The 20,394-nt window shown below is 35.0% G+C and carries 18 protein-coding genes and 1 pseudogene; 5 read left to right on the top strand and 14 right to left on the bottom strand.

Translation table 11 applies throughout. From position 1 onward, the window contains the following. Window positions 1-21: 21 nt before the first annotated feature. Window positions 22-1,287, bottom strand: coding sequence for a YlbE family protein (locus DK858_RS13230; RefSeq protein WP_075673293.1), 1,266 nt, complete (start codon window positions 1,285-1,287; stop codon window positions 22-24). Between the two features lie 12 nt (window positions 1,288-1,299). Beyond that, window positions 1,300-2,967 (bottom strand): acyl-CoA synthetase FdrA, encoded by a 1,668-nt coding sequence (locus tag DK858_RS13235; RefSeq protein WP_109397820.1) that lies wholly within the window; start codon window positions 2,965-2,967, stop codon window positions 1,300-1,302. 1,150 nt (window positions 2,968-4,117) lie between these two features. Here DK858_RS13235 and DK858_RS13240 point away from each other — a divergent pair. Next, window positions 4,118-5,590 carry an anion permease gene (locus DK858_RS13240; protein WP_109397821.1) on the top strand — a complete coding sequence of 491 codons (1,473 nt, stop codon included), beginning with the start codon at window positions 4,118-4,120 and terminating at the stop codon, window positions 5,588-5,590. A 70-nt stretch (window positions 5,591-5,660) separates the two neighbouring features. On the opposite strand, the gene DK858_RS13245 is transcribed toward DK858_RS13240, so the two are convergent. From DK858_RS13245 to DK858_RS13285, 9 genes and pseudogenes are all read right to left on the bottom strand, one after another. Further along, the gene (locus DK858_RS13245; RefSeq protein ID WP_109397822.1) at window positions 5,661-5,963 is read right to left on the bottom strand and encodes a helix-turn-helix domain-containing protein; all 303 of its coding nucleotides are present in this window, start codon (window positions 5,961-5,963) and stop codon (window positions 5,661-5,663) included. Window positions 5,964-6,011: 48 nt separating this feature from the next. Then, window positions 6,012-6,995 (bottom strand): fimbrial protein, encoded by a 984-nt coding sequence (locus DK858_RS13250; protein ID WP_109397823.1) that lies wholly within the window; start codon window positions 6,993-6,995, stop codon window positions 6,012-6,014. Next, a complete protein-coding gene (locus tag DK858_RS13255; RefSeq protein WP_185901171.1) occupies window positions 6,976-7,269 on the bottom strand; it encodes a helix-turn-helix domain-containing protein in 294 nt (97 codons plus the stop codon). The genes DK858_RS13250 and DK858_RS13255 overlap by 20 nt, the downstream gene beginning before the upstream one ends. Window positions 7,270-7,294: 25 nt before the next feature. Then, on the bottom strand, window positions 7,295-7,786 hold the full coding sequence (locus DK858_RS13260) for a fimbrial protein (protein WP_109397824.1): 492 nt from the start codon (window positions 7,784-7,786) through the stop codon (window positions 7,295-7,297). A gap of 12 nt (window positions 7,787-7,798) precedes the next feature. Next, a complete protein-coding gene (locus tag DK858_RS13265) occupies window positions 7,799-8,314 on the bottom strand; it encodes a fimbrial protein (protein WP_109397825.1) in 516 nt (171 codons plus the stop codon). A gap of 87 nt (window positions 8,315-8,401) precedes the next feature. Then, window positions 8,402-10,912, bottom strand: a complete 2,511-nt coding sequence (locus DK858_RS13270; protein WP_109397826.1) for a fimbria/pilus outer membrane usher protein — start codon at window positions 10,910-10,912, stop codon at window positions 8,402-8,404. Window positions 10,913-10,936: 24 nt separating this feature from the next. Continuing rightward, window positions 10,937-11,605 (bottom strand): fimbrial biogenesis chaperone, encoded by a 669-nt coding sequence (locus tag DK858_RS13275; RefSeq protein WP_109397827.1) that lies wholly within the window; start codon window positions 11,603-11,605, stop codon window positions 10,937-10,939. A 59-nt stretch (window positions 11,606-11,664) separates the two neighbouring features. After that, a complete protein-coding gene (locus DK858_RS13280) occupies window positions 11,665-12,195 on the bottom strand; it encodes a fimbrial protein (protein WP_006534062.1) in 531 nt (176 codons plus the stop codon). A gap of 645 nt (window positions 12,196-12,840) precedes the next feature. Next, window positions 12,841-13,374, bottom strand: a pseudogene (locus tag DK858_RS13285) (histidine phosphatase family protein); the annotation flags it as partial. A 179-nt stretch (window positions 13,375-13,553) separates the two neighbouring features. On the opposite strand from DK858_RS13285, the gene DK858_RS13290 reads away from it, so the two are divergent. Together DK858_RS13290 and DK858_RS13295 are read left to right on the top strand one after the other, a co-directional pair. Then, a complete protein-coding gene (locus DK858_RS13290; protein WP_194294850.1) occupies window positions 13,554-14,378 on the top strand; it encodes a VanW family protein in 825 nt (274 codons plus the stop codon). Between the two features lie 145 nt (window positions 14,379-14,523). Beyond that, window positions 14,524-15,453 carry a Dyp-type peroxidase gene (locus DK858_RS13295; RefSeq protein ID WP_109397829.1) on the top strand — a complete coding sequence of 310 codons (930 nt, stop codon included), beginning with the start codon at window positions 14,524-14,526 and terminating at the stop codon, window positions 15,451-15,453. Window positions 15,454-15,533: 80 nt separating this feature from the next. On the opposite strand, the gene DK858_RS13300 is transcribed toward DK858_RS13295, so the two are convergent. Then, entirely contained in the window at window positions 15,534-15,881 is a 348-nt protein-coding gene (locus DK858_RS13300) for a hypothetical protein (RefSeq protein ID WP_109397830.1), read from the bottom strand. Window positions 15,882-16,185: 304 nt separating this feature from the next. On the opposite strand from DK858_RS13300, the gene DK858_RS13305 reads away from it, so the two are divergent. Next, entirely contained in the window at window positions 16,186-16,812 is a 627-nt protein-coding gene (locus DK858_RS13305; RefSeq protein WP_109397831.1) for a Fic/DOC family protein, read from the top strand. On the opposite strand, the gene DK858_RS18165 is transcribed toward DK858_RS13305, so the two are convergent. Both DK858_RS18165 and DK858_RS18455 read right to left on the bottom strand, forming a co-directional pair. After that, window positions 16,809-16,973 (bottom strand): hypothetical protein, encoded by a 165-nt coding sequence (locus DK858_RS18165; RefSeq protein ID WP_006536548.1) that lies wholly within the window; start codon window positions 16,971-16,973, stop codon window positions 16,809-16,811. The two genes, DK858_RS13305 and DK858_RS18165, sit on opposite strands and share 4 nt — an antisense overlap. A gap of 200 nt (window positions 16,974-17,173) precedes the next feature. Then, window positions 17,174-17,641, bottom strand: a complete 468-nt coding sequence (locus DK858_RS18455) for a DUF4102 domain-containing protein (RefSeq protein WP_109397832.1) — start codon at window positions 17,639-17,641, stop codon at window positions 17,174-17,176. Window positions 17,642-17,759: 118 nt separating this feature from the next. Here DK858_RS18455 and mutS point away from each other — a divergent pair, with 118 nt between their 5' ends. Then, on the top strand, window positions 17,760-20,324 hold the full coding sequence (mutS, locus tag DK858_RS13315; protein WP_109397833.1) for a DNA mismatch repair protein MutS: 2,565 nt from the start codon (window positions 17,760-17,762) through the stop codon (window positions 20,322-20,324). The last annotated feature ends 70 nt before the right edge of the window (window positions 20,325-20,394 follow it).

Genomic DNA, 20,394 nt, shown 5'->3' on the forward strand with positions numbered 1-20,394 from the left:
ACTTTGTCGTTAAAAACGAAATTAAGCGTCGATACCCAGCTCTTCAGCAAGTGCAACAATCGCTTTCTCAAAGCAACCTAAAGGTGCGCGTACAGTACCAGCGCCAATCTGACCAACCCCCGGCTCTTTATGTGCAATACCCGTGTTGATTAGTGGAGTGATCCCTGTTTCAACAACGCGACGAGCATCTAAACCTAAACATGCGCCTTGGAAATCCCAAGTTGGAATTTGCAACATCATGTTACGAGCAAGGTAGATCTCAGCCATTTCTTCCGTTACTTCACGCGCTGCATCCATACCACCAGAAGCACCGACAAAACGAGTTACACCAGGAGCTGCAACCATGGCTGCGCCACCAATACCAAAGGTTTCAGTGATTGCACTATCGCCAATGTCTGGGTTTGCATCTGCTTGACTAAAGCCAGAGAAGAACAGACCTTGTGGTGTATTGACTGGCGCGGTAAACCATTGATCGCCCATTCCACTGATTTTGATCCCAAAGTTACTACCATTGCGTGTCATCACCGTGACGATAGTACCTTGCTTGATTTGAGCCCCTGCATCCATCGCGGCTTTACAGTAAGCCATGGCTAAGTTCAGGAAGAACTGGTCTGTAATGCTCAGGAATTTAGTTACTTTGGTAATTTCAGCTTCTTCAAAATCTAAAGTCCCTAGTACTGGTGCAAGCTGGCGCAGTAACAATGCAGATGCGGCAATGTTACGTTGGTGGAATTCATCACCCATCGTAATTGCTTGACCCATAATTGCCGTCAGATCGATACCGTTTTCAAATGTTGCAATCGCTGCTTTTAATACTGGCGCTAAGCTATTTTTCATCCAATGTAAACGCTCTTGCACATCTGGACCGTAAGCGCCAAAGCGCATCACTTTACCGATACCTTCGTTCATGTTGCAGTAAGCGTAGTTACCATGAATGTGGTTTTTGATAACCAGCATTGGCATATGAGCAGAAGTAATCCCCCCCATTGGGCCTACTGCATTCACGTTATGGCAAGGAATAAACTCGATTTCCCCTGCTTCTAACATGGCTAATGCTTGTTCTTCAGTTTCTGCCCAGCCTTCAAATAAAGAAGCACCGATACATGCACCGCGAACAGGACCACTCATTTCACCCCAAGTCACTGGTGGACCTGCATGAAGTAGTTTTTTACCCGTTTCTAAAGTAGGAACAACTTCTTTTGCTAAGCTAACATCACACCAGTGAGGACGGGCTTCACGGATACGTTCGATAACTGCTTCATTCGCTTGTTCGATAGTTGAATACATATCTGCAATTCCTTATTTCAATTTCTTTAATATTTCAGCCAGTTTTTTATTACCACCTGCGACAGGTGCCCACTGATAATGAACAACAGGGGTGCCACTTGATTGCAGATCGTCAGCAAAGCTACGTAATCCTGCGTTGATCACAGAGATCCCGTTAAGCAGTGGTGACACGTCAGCATCTGCTTCAGCTGGATGTGGCTGGATTAATTCTTTTGCTAATAAAACCGCTTCCGGCAACGTATCCATCACAATAATGCCCGCTTCTTTTAGCTGTTTTTGCTGTTCGCTACGGTTTTGTGGATCGTCTTCAGTACCAGTAATGGTTGCGATGGTGATTAATGGATTGGCTTCGCCACGTTTTTCATTCAGTTTTTTGATTTCTTGAATTAACGCACCAGCAGGATCTTGAGTTGCACCATAACCAATAACAAAATCAACCAGTAATACGCCAACTTCTGTTTTATTACTTAGCTCACTGATAAATTTGTTACGTGTAGATGGGTCAATCATTGGGTGTGGTTTACCCTGTGTATAAAAATCATCACCCATATCGATGATTTTGTGACCATCAGCATCTAGCATTGTGCCTTGCTTATGCTCGTTATCGACGTCAACATTAAGTTTTTCAGATAACAACATGGCGCATTCAGCCGCTAGCGTACCACCGGCATAAAGACCAATGATTTTCTTACCTGTAACTTTTGGCAATTCCGCTGCGATATCTTCAACACGCGCTAATTCAGCCGCAATGCGTGCCGTTTCATCTAACGTGCGAGTGAAATAGATATTGTCGTCTTGGAATTTCTCAGGTGTTGTTCCTAAGAATTGCGCCACAATCGGTTTATTATGGCGTTTCATTTCAGCAATAATTTTTTGACGAACAGCCGGTGCTGGTGGCTTAGATACAAAGGCAATAACACGCGTATTAGGATCAGCCGCCAGCATATTGATAGCAGTAATTGCACTGATACCACCAATTTGCTCAGTTAAGTCACGACCACCTAAACCAATTGAGTGAGAAATACCTTGGCGCTGTAAAACAATTTGAGAGGTAATTTCTTGAATACCTGTACCTGATGCACCAACAATACCAATTGAGCCTTTCGGTGCAATGTTAGCGAAAGCTAGAGGTGCCCCTGCAATATTTGCCGTACCACAATCAGGTCCCATCACAATTAGACCTTTTGCGGCTGCTTTTTCTTTTAATGCTTTTTCATCTGCAATAGAAACGTTGTCAGAGAACAGCATAACGTTACAGCCATCTTCTAAACCGGTATCGGCTAACTCGGCAGCATATTCACCGGCGATAGAGATAAGTAACATATTGGCATTAGTATTTTTTTGTTTAGCAGTACGCCAGCTACGTACTGTCGTTAGTTTGTTACCGCCTTTTTGGCCACTTGCAATTTCTGCAAGTGCTTCTTCTAAAGCCGTAGAAATCATGTCGATAATGGCAGGATCGTCTGATTCCGCTTTAATTGAAACACAAATGTCATTCGGTGTTGCTTCGTTAAACATGTCATGCCAAAAACCGGTGACATCAAGAAGAGATTTATTCGCTGGTGTTCCCATCATGACGGAAATTTCTTCCACCTCTGGGGCTTCACTTAATTTTCGGGAAATAATCATCAGGCTTACTGAATCCTGAAAGCTCCCTTTTTTAATAAAAGCATGGATCATTATGATATCCTTAACGCATTTAATATATGTAACAGCACATATCTATTTGCATTTCGTTTTTTTGATAATAAGAAGCCTATTTGCTTAGATTATTAAGCAATATAAATAAATGTCTGATTTATTAATTTCTAATCTCTGCATATAAACATACTGAAGAAATATTGAAATGTAGAGTGATAGAAGTCACACTTATTTATTGTAAAAAATTTTTATTTAATCGAAGGGTATTTATTAAATAAATTATGATGAGAAAAGTTTATTAATTCAGGAATAGAACCTAAAAACACGGAGATAACTTTAACAAGAAACAAACAATTATTATGGCGTAAAACTCAAATAAAACAAATAGAAATGATATTTGGTTTACAATTTCATAACATACAACAGTAAGTAATTATTATCAATAAATAAAAAACTATTTTTCTATTTTAAATTACCCTTTGTTTTAATTACATTTAAAACCATAAGAAAAAACCTTTCATTTAATAAGAGCTATAAAATATAAAAAATATTAAATCTATAAATTATAGTTACCGCTTAATAGTTTTAAATTACATTCTTAACCTCATATTATTAGTAATAATATTCGCAGAAAAACCGTATAAATCATTCTTTTAAAAACGTTAACCTAATTACATCTTAATTATTTTGACAACATAGTTTTGATAAATATTATATAGAACAATAAATCATAGAAATATTGATTTTTTTGTTATGGTAGCTCCCTCTTGTAAACTAAACATCCCACTCAAAATGGGACAAAGGTTTATAGCGTTTTTTGCCAAATCAGCCCCCCATCACTTTCAAAAAATAGTAGAGATCATTCATCGTTTATCACCTATAAGGTTATTTTTAATATTTAGCTGAATTGTTTCAGGTGCCGATATTATGTCAAAAAAACAGTGATAAATATTACTGCCCATTATTCAGCTATTGCTAATAACATTATAATCACCCTATATTTCAATAACATTAAGTTACATAAAACCTTTTATTTTAAAATAAAGTTAATAAATAATTTTATTTTTATGACATCAGTCAATGAATATTTAATAATATGTTAATAAGATTATCTTTAATAAAAATACTTATTAACTTTACTTTTTACTTCCGATTATTTATTTAACCTGCAACTTAATGGAATAACCTGATGAATAAATTAACTCCATTACGCCCCATACCCACATTAATCGCCGTTTCTATTACCCTTATTATCTGGTTTCTTATCCCCGTACCACAAGGTGTTGACCCCAATGCTTGGCATTTATTAGCACTCTTTGTTGGCACTATCGCAGCAATTATTGGCAAAGCACTTCCTATCGGTGCAGTTTCTATTATTGCTATCGCATTAGTCGCTGTTACAGGTGTTACTAATCCTAATTCAACCAAAGCCGCTATCGGTGATGCATTAAGTGGATTTTCCAATGATCTTATCTGGTTAATTGGGATTTCCATAATGGTATCAATGAGCCTAAATAAAACCGGACTCGGCGCTAGAATTGGGTATTATTTTATTTCACTATTTGGTAAAAGAACGATTGGTATAGCTTATTCATTAGCGATCGCCGAAACGATACTCGCTCCTGTAACCCCCAGTAATACGGCTAGGGGAGGTGGGATTATTCACCCTATTATGCGATCAATTGCAGATAGCTTTAATTCAAAAGCAGAAGATGGCACCAGTAATAGAATTGGACGTTATCTCTCTTTAGTGAACTACAATATAAACCCGATTACTTCTGCCATGTTTATTACGGCAACTGCTCCTAACCCACTAATAGTCAGTTTAATTATTAGTGAAACAGATCCTACACATGAGCTTAGCTGGTCTATGTGGGCAATTGCGGCTTTTGTACCGGCTATCGTTTCATTAATTTTAATGCCTATTGTTATTTATCTACTTTATAAGCCTGAAATAACCAGCACGCCAAATGCACCTCATTTCGCTAAAGAGTGTTTAGCACAATTAGGGCCCATTTCATTACCTGAAAAAATAACGCTTGCCGTCTTCGCCTTGTTATTAATTATGTGGGCTGGTGTCCCTGCATTATTATTTGGTGATGGATTTAGCATTAATGCAACAACCGCGGCATTTATTGGTTTATCGATTTTATTATGTACAGGTGTTTTAAATTGGGATGATATTTTAAAAAATAAAGGCGCATGGGATACCGTAGTTTGGTTCTCTGCATTAGTTATGATGGCATCCTTCTTAGGAAAATTAGGATTAATTAAATGGTTATCACTCAGTGTTGGGGCAAGCATTGATAGCATGGGGATCAGTTGGGTCAGTGGCATGATATTACTGGTACTGATTTATGTCTATTCTCACTATTTCTTTGCCAGTACCACAGCTCATATTACGGCAATGTTTGCCGCCTTTTATGCGGCAGGCCTAGCCCTTGGTGCACCACCAATGTTATTAGGGCTAATTTTGGCATTCTCATCTTCATTAATGATGTCATTAACGCATTATGGTACAGGTACTGCGCCCATAATTTTTGGTTCAGGTTATGCTACATTAGGTGAATGGTGGAAGACAGGCTTTGTGATGAGTGTGGTTAATCTTATCATCTGGATCACGCTTGGTAGCGTATGGTGGAAAGTGCTAGGATATTGGTAAGTTTTTAAAAATATCGTTTTAAATAAAACAAATATAAGATGCCTAGTTAATTATTAGGCATCTTATAAAGTTAACGCCAGATATCATTATTTGCGATAATTGACTCTGATTGATAATGGCTTTTTTTATTCTCTACTTTATCTTTCTCAACAGCATGTTGAACATCATCAAAAAAATAATTTAAATCAACATCAAAAATATAGGATAAAATATAAATACTTTCCGCATGGATGTTTGACTCACCATTTTCAAAACGAGATTGATGTTGCTGGCTTATTCCTAATAACGCACCAAGCTCACTGCCACTCATACTGTGTGCTATTCTTAACTCTCTAATTTTAGCGCCAACTAATTTTGATATCTTTTTATTCATAACATCTCCAAAAAATAAAACTGATAATATCAAAAGTATACTTATTAATTATTCATACAAAATATTCACCACCGCAATTGAATTTGCACTTCCTGGTGTTATAGTACTTCCTGTTTTTATATAGCGCGCTTTCCAACCAAAAATGTAATCGCCAGATGCAACCTGATTTTGTAAACTATTTTTAGTGTTTAATTTAATGGGATTATTATTTTTATCTAATAACTGAATTCCAATTCCTTTTGCTGAATTTTCACCCGATAATTTTAACTTACCTGTATTTACATCAATATATCCAGCACTACTCGTTACAGTAGCTTTAATATTTGTTCCCGCAGCACAACTTAACGTAATAGGAATATCAACATTTTTACTTACATCGCCAATATTTTTAAATTGGGTATCATACCAAGTGCCCATATTAACATTATAATTTGATGATTTAGTTGAACATTTCAAGGAATTTATTTTTATTGCATTTAACGGCAAATATAATGATGATATATTCCAAGTACTATTTCGAGGTAATGTATTATTTTGTACAACTTTAGCAAGCATTCCCCAATTCACACTTCCTGATTCAGTAACTCTACCTGTTTTTAATATTTTAACAGTCCAGTATGGATTTATTATTGTATAATGATTCGCTGACGGATTTGCCATATTATTGTGAGTTAAATTTAATAGTCCTAACTCATGTAGTTTAACTTGTATACCAATACCCGGAATATTGGTCTGCACGATTTTATTAGCATTAGGTACCCAACCATTAATATAAGAACCAGAAATTGTTGCATAACCACAGTCTCCATCCTTACCAGAAAATGTATTTATAGGCCCATTTTTATAATTTATACGAAATTCATCTAATACACGTGTTCCCATATCATCATATTGAATTGAATAAATTTTATTCGGTATATCCACTCTAATATTTTTTAGATTTGGATTTTGAATACAAGCGGAAAAAGTATATGTTGAATAAAATAAAACCCCACTTAATAAAAAAATAGATTTAGTGCTGACATGGCGCATTTTTATCTCCTAATTTATCTATTATTTTATTTTTCATCTCTTTTTGTTCTTCTTCATCTAAAATAAAAAATTGGCTTAAACAAATATCAAAAATATGAGCATATTGATTAAGTCTATCCAGATTAATTCTATTAATTCCTCTTTCATATCTTGATTGTTGTTGTTGACTAACCCCAATTAGTTCAGCTAATTCATTTAATGAAATCCCCTTCATTTTTCTATAATAAGTAATTTTTTTACCTATTGCTTTCGATACTGGATAGCGATTAATCACTTTCCACTCCTAGGTTAAGTAGTTTTTAATTATAAATTAACGTAAACTCAAGATGACTTTTAAATGTTCCCGTACTGATTCCATCACCAGTTTTAATTAATCTTGCTGCTAATGGATATTCTGCCATCTTTGTTTGACTATTAATTATTGCCTCTAATTTACTACCATTTTTTATTATGGTTTTATTTCTATTTTCAACTAAATTTAGTGCGATATTTTTCGCAGATCCATTATTAATAAAATAATTTCCATTATTAGGATCTGCTGTTCCCGCTATCGTTAGCGTCGCTTTTTGTGTGCTTATTGGACAATTTTTTAGTTTTATTGAAAAATTGATCCAATCTGTATTCTGATTATTTTTTAAATCTCTAACATTTACTTTCTTAAAATCAATTAAATAGTTCTTATTCTCGATCTCACAAGGCGATACTGTTACAGTGCCATAAATATTAATATTTACAGTACTCGCCATGGTAAAAGCGGAATAAAACAAAAGTAAAAAAATCATCGCTTTCATAGTATTTCTCTTTTATAAATAGACAATATTTGCAGTCACTTTCGCTGATATTGTTCCTGGCATTCCCTTTCCTGATGGACTAAAAGCTCGCGTTCGTAGCCCCAAATTAATATCAGTCCGCCCATTTAATGTAATGATTAACGACTGTTGATTTCCTAGTTTTAACGTGCCTGTCCAATTTTCTAATTGCACTGCAATATTTTTAGCACTTCCTTGATTTCTATATAAACTACTCGGGTCAGCAGCATCCGAAACACCTGAAAAAGTAAGCTTTATTTGATTAATCGCCGTAGAACAATTTTTAAAATCTATATAAAAAATATTCCAACTAGAAGCTGAATTCGCCTTTTCAAAATTAGCAGCAGGTATATCTTTTAAATTAACATTAATATTATCACCACTCGAAATATTGCATGTAGCGACCCTAATATTGCCTGTAAAATTTAAATTAACGCTGTCTGAAGCCCACGATGTTGGACTTATTATTAGAACATTTATTAAAAATAACTTATTGATTATATTTTTCATTTTCATTTCCTACACGTAGCAGATATCGACAGCTATATTTTAATTAGCTGTAATAATGCAATTTAATTAACAAAGTGTTTATATCATTTATTTATGGCAAACTACGGTAGTTTTATAAAGTCCTAAATAATGAGAGATGCCTAATAAATTATAATTTGCACTACATTGTTTATCATTATATTTAACAATAAATTGCCCTTTTTCATTTAACCCAGACAAATAAACTTCACCATCATTACCTACGATGTTATTTAATTGTGGATTATCTTTAAAAATGACTTGTGATCCAAAAGGAATGAATTCACCATTTTCCAACGTTAATGCAATTAATGCACGATAACCAACATTTGCAGAAAAATTTGCTTTTACTAATGCGCCACGACTAGGAGAAACAGTCTGGCTCGTTAACGCCATTTCCGTATTTTCTGGTAATGCTGAAGTATCAATATCAATCGTATTTTTACGATATGGTGTAATATAAGGCACTAAAGCATAACCATAACTGTTCGTTTCCACCCCTGCCTGATTTAAAACAGCAACATCAGCAGCTTCAGGAATGTTTACAATCGCCGAGGTTTCACCAAGCTGTTGACCTAAGACAACACCGCCAGAATGCGCGACTAAACTACCATTAACACCATAATATAAATTATAATTATCTTTACTATATCCACTCCCTCCTGTCATTTCACCGTACTTACCCTTATACGATGCATTTAAATTTCCAGAAGATCCTTGATCTTGGTTTGTAAATGCTTGTTGTAGACTCCAATTTAATCGATTATTTAATTGAGATGCAGAAAGCCCCACACTTCCTGTACTTGGACTTTGACTACTGCTATTAGTGTTGAAGTTATAATAAAACGTATCATCAAAAACACTAAAAGGTACACTTACCGATAGCGCTAATTGGTGGTCATCATTACTTTTAGCGTAACTGCTCGATCGATAAGAATAGTTATTTGTATTTTTATTATAGGTATAATTTAAACCGTAACTAATACCCTGCCAGCTGTTGTTATATCCCACAGTGGCTGACTGCGTTTTTCTATCACTATTCCAGTAGTTTTCTCTGACATATCCGATAGAAAGAGAACCGTATTGCTCCCCTAAATTCTGGTTAATCGTAATTTCAGCTCGATTACGACGGCGTTCTATTTCGGGTGCACTGATACCATTTCGATATTCGTCAAAAACCTCCGCCAAACTATAATATCCGTCAGTTGAATAACGGTAGCCTGCTAGGGCAATATTCGTTCCAATCGTATTTAGATTTTTGTTATATCTGAAACGATAAGACTGCCCGCGCGATGTATCACCATTATTTAATTTTGAGTTTGCTTGAGTAACATCTATTGAAATTGCGCCTAATGCACCTAAGTTTTGTCCTATACCAATAGAATACGCTTGGTAATTATTGCTAAGTTGACTTCCACCATAAGCTGTTGCTCCATAAGGCAAACCATAAATTAATGTCAATTGACCAAATTTCTGTTTTTCAATTTCTTTATCATAAGCACGATATTCTCCCCCTGTAATACTATAAGAAACATAACCTTCACGTTGTAAAACGGGTAAAGAAGCAAAAGGTATTATTTGGTGTTGTTCACTTCCATTTGATTCTTTGATTGTGACATACAAATCACCACTACTTCCCGTTGGATAAAGATCATTAATTTCAAAAGGACCTGCTGCCACTTCTGTTTGATAAATGGTATAACCATTTTGTCTAATCGTAATCTGTGCATTACTACGCGCAATACCACGTACTACAGGTGCATATCCACGTACACTTTCAGGATACATGTCATCATCAGTACCAAGTTGTATGCCTCTAAAAGGTACGCTATCAAAAACAGAAGAAGGTGATACACCATCCCCTAAAATTAATTGGCTTTTCAGTTGATTAATACTACGCGATAAATACGTATAAACAGTATCCCACTTACTAGATTTATCATCACTATTAGACCAAGTTGTATAATTTCTCAAACGCCAAGGGCCTATATTTACTCCAGGTCTTAAATTAATATAGTTTGATGTTGTATTTGAGCCATTACTCTTACGATCATAATTTTTCGAACCGCTATAACTGTAGTTCAATAACAGTGCTGTAATACCATTATCTATATTATTTAAATCAACAAATCCTCTAGGATCCTTATTCATCGCTATTTGAGGAATACTTAAATACAAGCGTTGAGAATTAAATTGAAATTCACTTTTTGCATTAGGGATCGCTGACAAATTAACACAATTATTTCCTTTTGTTTCTAATTCTTTGTATTCACTTGTTTTAATACCAAATTTAGTGAGATCAGATATTGATAAGCAGGGTATTAACTTGCCATTATCTACCTTCTCAAACTTAATATTTTCAGTACCAATTAAATTAGTATTAACATAAATATCAACATAATATTTACCGGGTAACTGCTCATTATTTTCAAACTGAGATAAATCAATTGAGCTTTTATTGGGTAATTCTAAAAAATCAGGATCAAAATAAAGATTATCTAAATTGGATCCTTCCGCATACAGCGAGGCTGTATAGCCTAAATATAAAATTAGGCTAATACATATTTTATTCATTTTCATATTAAAACCTAAGTTTATAGGAGATTATATTTTGATCTCTGATAAATCAGTAACTGCACCATAATCATTAATAACTTCCCAATTAATAGTGCCATGTAGCTCCTCGCTATTAATATCAAATGATTTTATTGAGTAAGGGGCAACATAAGAAACATCATCAACAGCCTTATTATTAAATTTGATCATTTGAAAATTAAAAAAGTAAGGTGTTGGGTTTTTTACATTTATTTTATTTCCCACTTTTGACCACTCTAACTTTTTCTGTTCTTCTACAAAATTGACATTTTTTAACTCTTTGGGTCTAAAAATTAACTTCATCTGAGTTTTAAATGCGATTTGTAGAGAATTTTCTGTTCTCTCTGTCGCTGGAATTGTTTTAATATTTAACCAAAATAAAGATTCTCTATCACTGGGTAAATTATTTTCAGTTAAAAAGATTCTTAATGTATTTGTATTACTACCATTTAATCTGAATAATGGTGGCGTTATAGTAAAGTTTGATTGTTTTTTTTCATTAATATCATCAATCCAAGACTGAATTAAATAGGGAATATTATCCGGATTTTCGACACTAATACTGACGTCTTTTTTCCCTTCATCATAAATAACACGAGTACCACCAATAACAACTCCCGCATTTGCGGTATTTAAAAAAATAAACAAAGAAATAAAAGAATAAATAATAGCCTTCATATCCCCACCATTAATTGAGTAAAAAGGTTCAAGTCCTTTTAAACCTTTTTATTTTTTAATTAATTATAATTGATAGTAAATGTTGCATTACCATTTGCTAGACCTGCGGTTACTGTATCGGATTTAGCAATATAACGCGCACGGAAGTCCAAATTATTAACAACATTGGCCCCTGTTTTTAATGGATATTTTTTCGATTCAGTAAATAACGGAATAACTTTATTTGTATCATCTGTAATTTGAATACCAACACCTTTTGCTACATTGGCTTCGTTTTTCAAGGCAATTACAGTATTATCACCAGAATAATTATCTGCATCGAATTTTACGGCAGCACTACTTGCTGTTGCAGGGCAATTAATTAGCTTAATTGTGAATTGTGTTGCCGAAGCCGTACTACCCGTAGTTGGTAATGCAGTTTTAGATACTTTACCTAAATTCACTTTTAACGCATCAGAACCCGATGCGAGTTCACAAGCGTTATCTATAATTTCACCTGTAAAATCAATAGTGCCATCTTCAGCTAAAGCGTTATTAACTGCAAAAATAGAACCACTAGCAATGAATATTGCAAGTAAATTTTTCTTCATTTATTTTTCTCCAAAGAGTCATTATAAATATATTTATTAATATATTTATTAATATTATTTTAATATATTGATTAATTTTTTGATTGATGCATTTATCAAGTGAAAATCAGCAATTAACTCAATATATGAGTATTATTATATTATTTTTTAGAATAAACAAGTTTTGGTTATAGCGGTATAATATATAAGAATAAAAAATAAAACAGGATTTAAATCTAGACAAACACTTTATTAGTTAATAATTAAAGCTTATTTTTAATTAATTGCATTATTCATATTTAGACACAATGTTGTTAAATCAAAATAAAATTAAAATGCTACTTTTAATAGTAAATAGATTTTTTATCTCATTTTATAACTCATATCGTGTAAACCAAATAAACAATCAATCTCTATTTTCACTCCTTTACATCAATTTATCACTTTAAAGAGTTAATATGTATTTTTTATGAATGTTCATTTAAATTATTAATTGAAAAACAAGCATAAAAAGGATAGGAAATATTGCATATAAAATATATGATTTTGTTTTTCATTTTTATATATAAAAAAGAACAAGGTTTCCCTTGCTATGATTTAGTATCGGCGTTTTTTAGATATCTTTATAGAATATTAATATTTTTTAAGAATCATTTCTTATTAATCTTAATCTGCGACATTCGTATCTGGCCTATAAAAGCCAATATTATAAACTTCTAATTTCGGTGATTTTTCAGAATTAAGTTCAAAATTAAATATCGTTATTGTGCTTGGTGTTGCGGGTAATAAAAATTCAGGTGACAGATTTAAAAATACTTTGCAAGTTGCACGAATAACACCACTATGTACAACTGCTAATAAATCACTGTCTTCTTTATTTACCCACCCTTGTAATGTAGCACCAATGCGATCGCAAAAATCAAACCAATTTTCACCTTTAGGTTGTGTATATGTTCCTACTCGCCAATTTTTGTATTTATCTGCATGATGCCTAATGAGTTCTAGTTTTCGCTGTCCTATCCATTCTCCCATATTTAACTCACGTAATAACGGCTCTTTAACGGCTTCAGAATGACCAACAATTTCTGCTATTTGTACTGTTCGACCTAAATCTGACGTAATAATCCTCACGGGTGATAACAATTTAATACTCTCTTTTATCGCCATTACTTGGTTAATACCTTTTGGTGATAAACAAGAATTTGCATGTCCTTATAAACGTTCAAGCTCAAATTTTAACGAAAAATATCAATAAATAAATTTATTGATCAAATTATTATCCCTATTATTTTAAGGATATCAGCGTATCAATATTATCATTAAATCGTTATCATACTCTCGTTTACTTCTTTCTATTCTCTATTGTTTAAAAGGATTTTATGCGTAGAACACTCTCATCTTATCACCCTATTCTTTATACCTTGAGAGTGGCACAACGTCGTTTATTTCGTTCCCTTAGTTGGCGATTTTCAGGTCGAAAATACAGCAGAGATGTTCAACCAGAACAACGACTTTCTTATCGTTACCTAAAACACACTTCTAAATTAATTAGTCGCCGTGGCGAAAGTGATATTCAATTACAATACAATAAGATAACGAATCTTAAATTAGTTGAAAAAGCGTTAGATGGTATCGTGATAAAACCTGGAGAGTATTTCTCTTTTTGTTATTTAGTTGGTAAACCTAGCTATAAACGAGGTTTTATTGATGGTATGCAACTCTCATATGGTGAAGCAAGAAAAGGTGTAGGCGGTGGAATTTGTCAGGCCAGTAATTTAATACATTGGTTAGCACTACACTCTGAATTAAAAGTAATTGAAAAGGCAAACCATAGTTTTGATCCCTTTCCTGATGAAGGTAGAGTACTTCCTTTTGGCTCAGGAGCCGCTATTTTTTATAACTACGTAGATTTAGTCTTATATAATCCAACACCTTATAATTACCAAATTAGATTACATGTCGCTGAACATCAATTAGAAGGAGAACTTCTTTGCAGTGAAGCAAGAAAATATCGTTATCATATTTATGAAAAATCATCCTCTTTTATCAAAAAGGGAGAACATGTATATCGTTGTAATGAAATTTGGCGAGATATTTACACTAAGAACAATGTGGGCGCCTTCCCTCAATTAATTACATCAGAATTGCTTTATAAAAACAGTGTAGTTGTGAAATATGATATTTCAGATGAACAATTAAATTAATACATCTCATTAACATACTAAAATAGAGATAAAACCCGCCCCCTCTCTTTGTAATAAATAGGGTTTTGGTGTAAAACTAAAAAACAATATTTTGTAAATATGACTTAATTACCATTCATCTATTATTCGTCATTTAGGGATCACTATGAAATACCAAGATGTTACGAAATCACCCTGTGAAAATGCTTATTTTTTAGTTTTTAACCTCAACTACTCACCTGAAAACCGCGATATTCTAATCGATTTTTGTAATAATTTTTCTGGACTAATACGTAGTATGAGAACTCGTTTTCCTGAATTGGAAACAAGTTGTGTTATGGGATTCGGTGCAAATGCATGGACGACGTTATTTCCCAATCAACCAAAACCCAAAGAACTAAATACTTTTAAAGAAATTAAAGGTAACACATATACTGCGGTTTCTACTCCGGGCGATCTTTTTTTCCATATTCGAGCTCTCAAAGTTTCAGCCTGTTACGAATTAGCGTCTATTATCAGCCAAAAGCTAAAGAATATTGTTATGCCGGTTGATGAAGTTCATGGATTTAGATATTTTGACGGACGTTCTATTATTGGTTTTGTCGATGGAACTGAAAACCCAGAGTATGAAGATGAGCGTGCTTCTTATGCCGTTATCGGCGATGAAGATCCTGAATTTACAGGTGGTAGTTATGCCTTTGTACAAAAATATATTCACGATATGGAAGCATGGGAAAAACAGCCTGTTATCGAACAAGAGAAAGTCATTGGTAGACATAAATTTAATGATGTGGAGTTAACTGATGAAGAAAAAGAGCCCGGCTCACATAATGTTGTAACCAATATCCAAGATGAGAACGGTGAAGATTTAAAAATAGTCAGAGCCAACATGCCTTTTTCCAATCCATCAAAAAATGAATATGGCACTTACTTTATTGGTTATGCACGTTATTTTTCAACAACTAACCGAATGTTAGAAAATATGTTTGCAGGTACACCTGAAGGTCATACAGATAAATTACTTAAATTCAGTACCCCTGTAACAGGTACATTATTCTTTGTTCCATCGCCTGAATTTCTAGATGATATAGCGTAATTTATTACAAGTAGATATATAGGCTTGCTACTTATATATCTACTATATTACTTTTTATAATGGCTTTTTATCGAGAACAATTATAAACCAAAAACATTAACGTAAAACTCTTTACCATCATCTGTGCTTTCAATGGTATAAGTAATCGGAATTGAATTTTTACCACCTTTACCTTCAAAAGAAAGTTCTGCAGCACATGAGTAAGTATCTCTTTTCTCATCATGTTCACGCGTACGTACGCTTTCTACTTTGATCTTAATTTGATCGATCACTGCTGCCATTTTTTGATCGCGCAATTCATCTTTTGTAATATCAATCACTAAATTTTTGGCTTCAGTGCTATTACAGTTAGGTGTTGCATCACTACATCCCACTAAAGGTAATGCTAATGCACCTAATAACGTTAATTTTAGAATTCGAGTTTTCATATTGGTTATTTCTTCCTTGCTCACAAGATAAAATAAATTTTTCAATATTTTACCTAATAATTAACTAGCAACAATATAGTGAGTGAACAGTCAGAATAAGATAACAATAGAAATTAATATTTTGGTATTAAGGTCATCATTAAGTAAAACCTACAAACTTTAACTCCAATATTAATAGGCTTCGATTTCTTGTTTGTTAATTACACCAATGATGCATGGGTGTGTTAGCATTGAATATAACGCTATTTATTGATTTCCCAGCAAAACCTACGATTTAACCTACACTTAATTAATCCTTTGATTTATAGGTAGTTATTTTTTATTTGATGTTTTTAGCAGCGAAGGAAAATTTACCGACGGTTCTGATGAAGAAGTGCTAGCTAATAAGCTAGGGCTTTCAAACGTTGATGATATCAATGATGCTGAGCTTGTCCTGTTAGAAAAACTGTATCACGTCATTTTTGAAGAACAATTCCCAACTGAGCAAATTACCGTATCACTTATTCAGCGTTGGCACCGCCAATGGTTAGGAAATGTTTACGAGTGGGCAGGTCAGTTACGTACGGTGAATATTAGCAAGGGTGGCTTTATGTTTGCCCCTGCGGGTCGTGTTGCAAAGTTACTTGCTCAATTTGAAAAAGAGTATCTAGCGAAGTACACACCTTGCACCAATATGAGCCGAGAACAAACCATAGAAGCTATTGCCACAGTGCATGTTGAGTTAATTCTGATACATCCATTTAGGGAGGGGAATGGGCGCTTATCGCGCTTACTTGCTGATGTGATGGCAGTACAAGCTGGTTTCCAGCCGTTAGACTATGAAAGTTGGACTCAACAGCCCGAACAGTACATTGCAGCAATCCACGCAGGGTTAAATCTTAACTATGAACCCATCAAATATTGGGTTAATGAAGCCTTGAAAGCGAACTAAATCGCAAGTTTCAAATGTCCAAACTTCTCACGCTTCGCTTTCATTTCTTCTTCAAGGCGACGAGACTCCTGCCCTGTTTCAATAGCTGTAGAGGTTGCTACCGAGCGAATAAGTTGAGTACGAGTTGGTCTTGTTGCTTGAATTAATTCGTTCTTTTTCATAGTAGTCTCACTTCAAACTGACGATAGTGCATTTTATCATCGTTGTTTTATATGGCAACATAGATCACTTTCTAATCAAAATCTTACAGCACAACGTTATTTCGTTTCCGTCTGCTCTGAGCGAAGAGCAGACATTAATGCCACGCTCTCCGGAATTCAGGGAGCGAAGCGAGTTGAATTTCCGAGTGAGGTGTTTTATGTTACGCACAATTATCTACCAGAAGATAGAAAATTAAAAGTAAAGAGCCTCTTTGTCCCGGGGAAAGCTGTTCTATATGAGCATCTTGAAACATCAGAGTGTATCTGGGTTTCAGATACGCCAAGTCGTATAAAAAGTCATAAACTTCACTTGCTGAACGTCCTTTACGTAATATCGACTCGATACCGACGGCTCCACTCGAGGACTTTTCCAGCTTATCATGTAATTCGGATAGAAAATTAAGCAAAGACTTTTTATTGTTCAGGTCATACTTGTCTTTTAAATCTTTTAGCTCAGTGACAGGGCATCGGCCTAATTGACGTAACTGTTTCAACTCTTGTAACTTAACTCTCGCTTCACTTAATGAAGTTTGAGGAAAATTACCGATCTTTAGTATAAGATAATTAAAGGTTTTTAGTGAAAAATATAGGTTGTTAGTTTTATTATGCCCATTATCTCGTTTCAGCAATAGCAACCTACACTGACATAGGGGATTCTGTGATATTTTATAAGATATAATGCGATCTTATGAGACAATAAAAAAACATAGAATCAAGTTAATTCAATAAGTTAATATAGATAACCCAATGACTGACAACCAAAATTTCGAATCCCACACACCAATGATGCAACAGTACCTTAAACTTAAGGCAGAGCATCCTGAAATTTTACTGTTTTATCGTATGGGTGACTTTTATGAACTGTTTTTTGATGATGCTAAAAAAGCCTCTCGCTTATTAGATATTTCATTAACAAAACGAGGCCAGTCCGCAGGACAACCTATTCCCATGGCGGGGGTTCCACATCATGCTGTTGAAAACTATCTTGCTAAATTAGTTCAACTAGGGGAATCCGTCGCTATTTGTGAACAAATAGGCGACCCTGCAACCAGTAAAGGCCCTGTTGAGCGCAAAGTTATCCGTATTGTTACACCTGGTACTGTCACTGATGAGGCCTTACTTGAAGAGCGCCAAGACAACCTTTTAGCCGCTATTTGGCAAGATAAAAATGGTGCATTTGGCTATGCAACATTGGATATCACATCTGGACGTTTCCGTGTTACGGAAATGCCCGATAGTGAAAGCATGATTGCCGAATTACAACGCACCCATCCAGCTGAATTACTCTATCCAGAAACTTTTGAATCAATGGCACTGATTGAGCGCCAGCAAGGCTTGCGTCGCCGCCCTATTTGGGAATTTGAACTAGAGACAGCAAAGCAACAACTGAATCTGCAATTTGGTACTCGTGACTTAACGGGCTTTGGTGTTGAGAATGCACATTTAGCACTCTGCGCTGCTGGGTGCTTATTACAATATGTGAAAGATACACAACGCACAGCATTGCCTCATATTCGTAACATCACGATGGAACGCCCTCAAGATTCCATTATTTTAGATGCGGCAACTCGTCGTAATCTAGAATTAACACAAAATCTTGCTGGAGGTACTGATAACACACTGGCCTCCGTCCTCGACCTTTGTGTAACCCCAATGGGAAGCCGTATGCTAAAACGTTGGATACACACACCATTACGCCAGCGTGAACAACTCGTTAAACGACAAGATGCAATTAGTGCATTACAGCCTCTCTATTTTGAATTACAGCCTTTTTTACGCCAAGTTGGTGATTTAGAGCGTGTATTAGCTCGTTTAGCATTACGTTCAGCACGCCCTCGTGATCTTTCTCGTATGCGTCATGCTTTTCAGCAGTATCACGATATTCATCAAGTACTTGAACAAACTGATATGCCTTACATTAAAGAATTACAAAAGCGTATTAGTCAGTTTGATGAATTATGTGAATTACTTGAAAATGCCATTGTTGAAACACCACCAGTATTAGTCCGTGATGGTGGTGTTATTGCTTCAGGCTATAATGCTGAATTAGATGAATGGCGAGCATTAGCCGATGGCGCAAGTGATTACCTTGATAAACTTGAAATTCGTGAACGAGAAAAATGGGGTATTGATACACTTAAAGTTGGCTTTAATGGTGTACATGGCTATTACATTCAAGTCAGTCGTGGACAAAGTAATTTAGTGCCTATGCACTACGTTCGTCGTCAAACATTGAAAAATGCTGAACGTTACATCATTCCTGAATTAAAAGAGTATGAAGACAAGGTATTAACTTCTAAAGGTAAGGCATTAGCTATCGAAAAAATGCTCTACGAGGAGATTTTTGAAAAACTATTACCTCACCTTACGGCATTACAAATTAGTGCTGAAGCTTTAGCAGAAACGGACGTTCTCGCGGATCTTGCTGAGCGTGCAGAATCATTAAATTACACTCGCCCAGAATTAAGTGAAAAAACAGGTATTCAAATTACAGGGGGACGCCACCCTGTTGTTGAACAAGTTCTTAGCGAACCCTTTATTTCTAATCCATTACAATTAGCACCTCAACGTCGCTTATTGATCATTACAGGCCCTAATATGGGAGGGAAAAGTACTTATATGCGCCAAGCCGCATTAATTACTTTACTTGCTTATATTGGTAGCTTTGTACCTGCTGAAAAAGCCTTAATTGGTCCAGTCGATCGTATTTTTACGCGTGTAGGGGCTTCTGATGATCTTGCTTCTGGTCGTTCTACTTTTATGGTTGAAATGACAGAAACGGCCAATATCCTACATAATGCGACGGAAAACAGCTTAGTCTTAATGGATGAAATTGGTCGAGGTACATCCACTTATGATGGATTATCGCTAGCTTGGGCTTGTGCTGAAAACTTAGCAAATCGTATTAAAGCAATGACACTCTTTGCAACCCACTATTTTGAATTAACCACACTGCCTGAAAAACTTGAAGGTACTGCAAACATTCATTTAGATGCTGTTGAACATGGCGATACTATTGCCTTTATGCACAGTGTTCAAGAAGGCGCAGCAAGTAAAAGCTATGGTTTAGCTGTGGCATCGTTAGCGGGGGTTCCAAAAGAGGTGATCCGCCGTGCTAAACAGAAGTTAAAAGAGCTTGAATTGCTATCCGGCCACACTGGCGCTGGCCATGTTGAAACATCACAACTGATGTTATTAACAGAAGCTGAGCCCTCTGCTATTGAATTAGCATTGGATAAAATCGATCCGGATGCTCTAACACCACGACAAGCATTAGAACAACTTTATCGTTTAAAAGAGATGGCAAAATAAGCCATCATGGTAAATATGAAAAATGGCGCAATGTTTATTTCCATAGCGCCATTTTTATAACGATTTAATC

Origin of the sequence: Proteus faecis, from assembly GCF_003144395.1 — a bacterium.
In the GTDB taxonomy this organism is placed as follows: domain Bacteria; phylum Pseudomonadota; class Gammaproteobacteria; order Enterobacterales; family Enterobacteriaceae; genus Proteus; species Proteus faecis.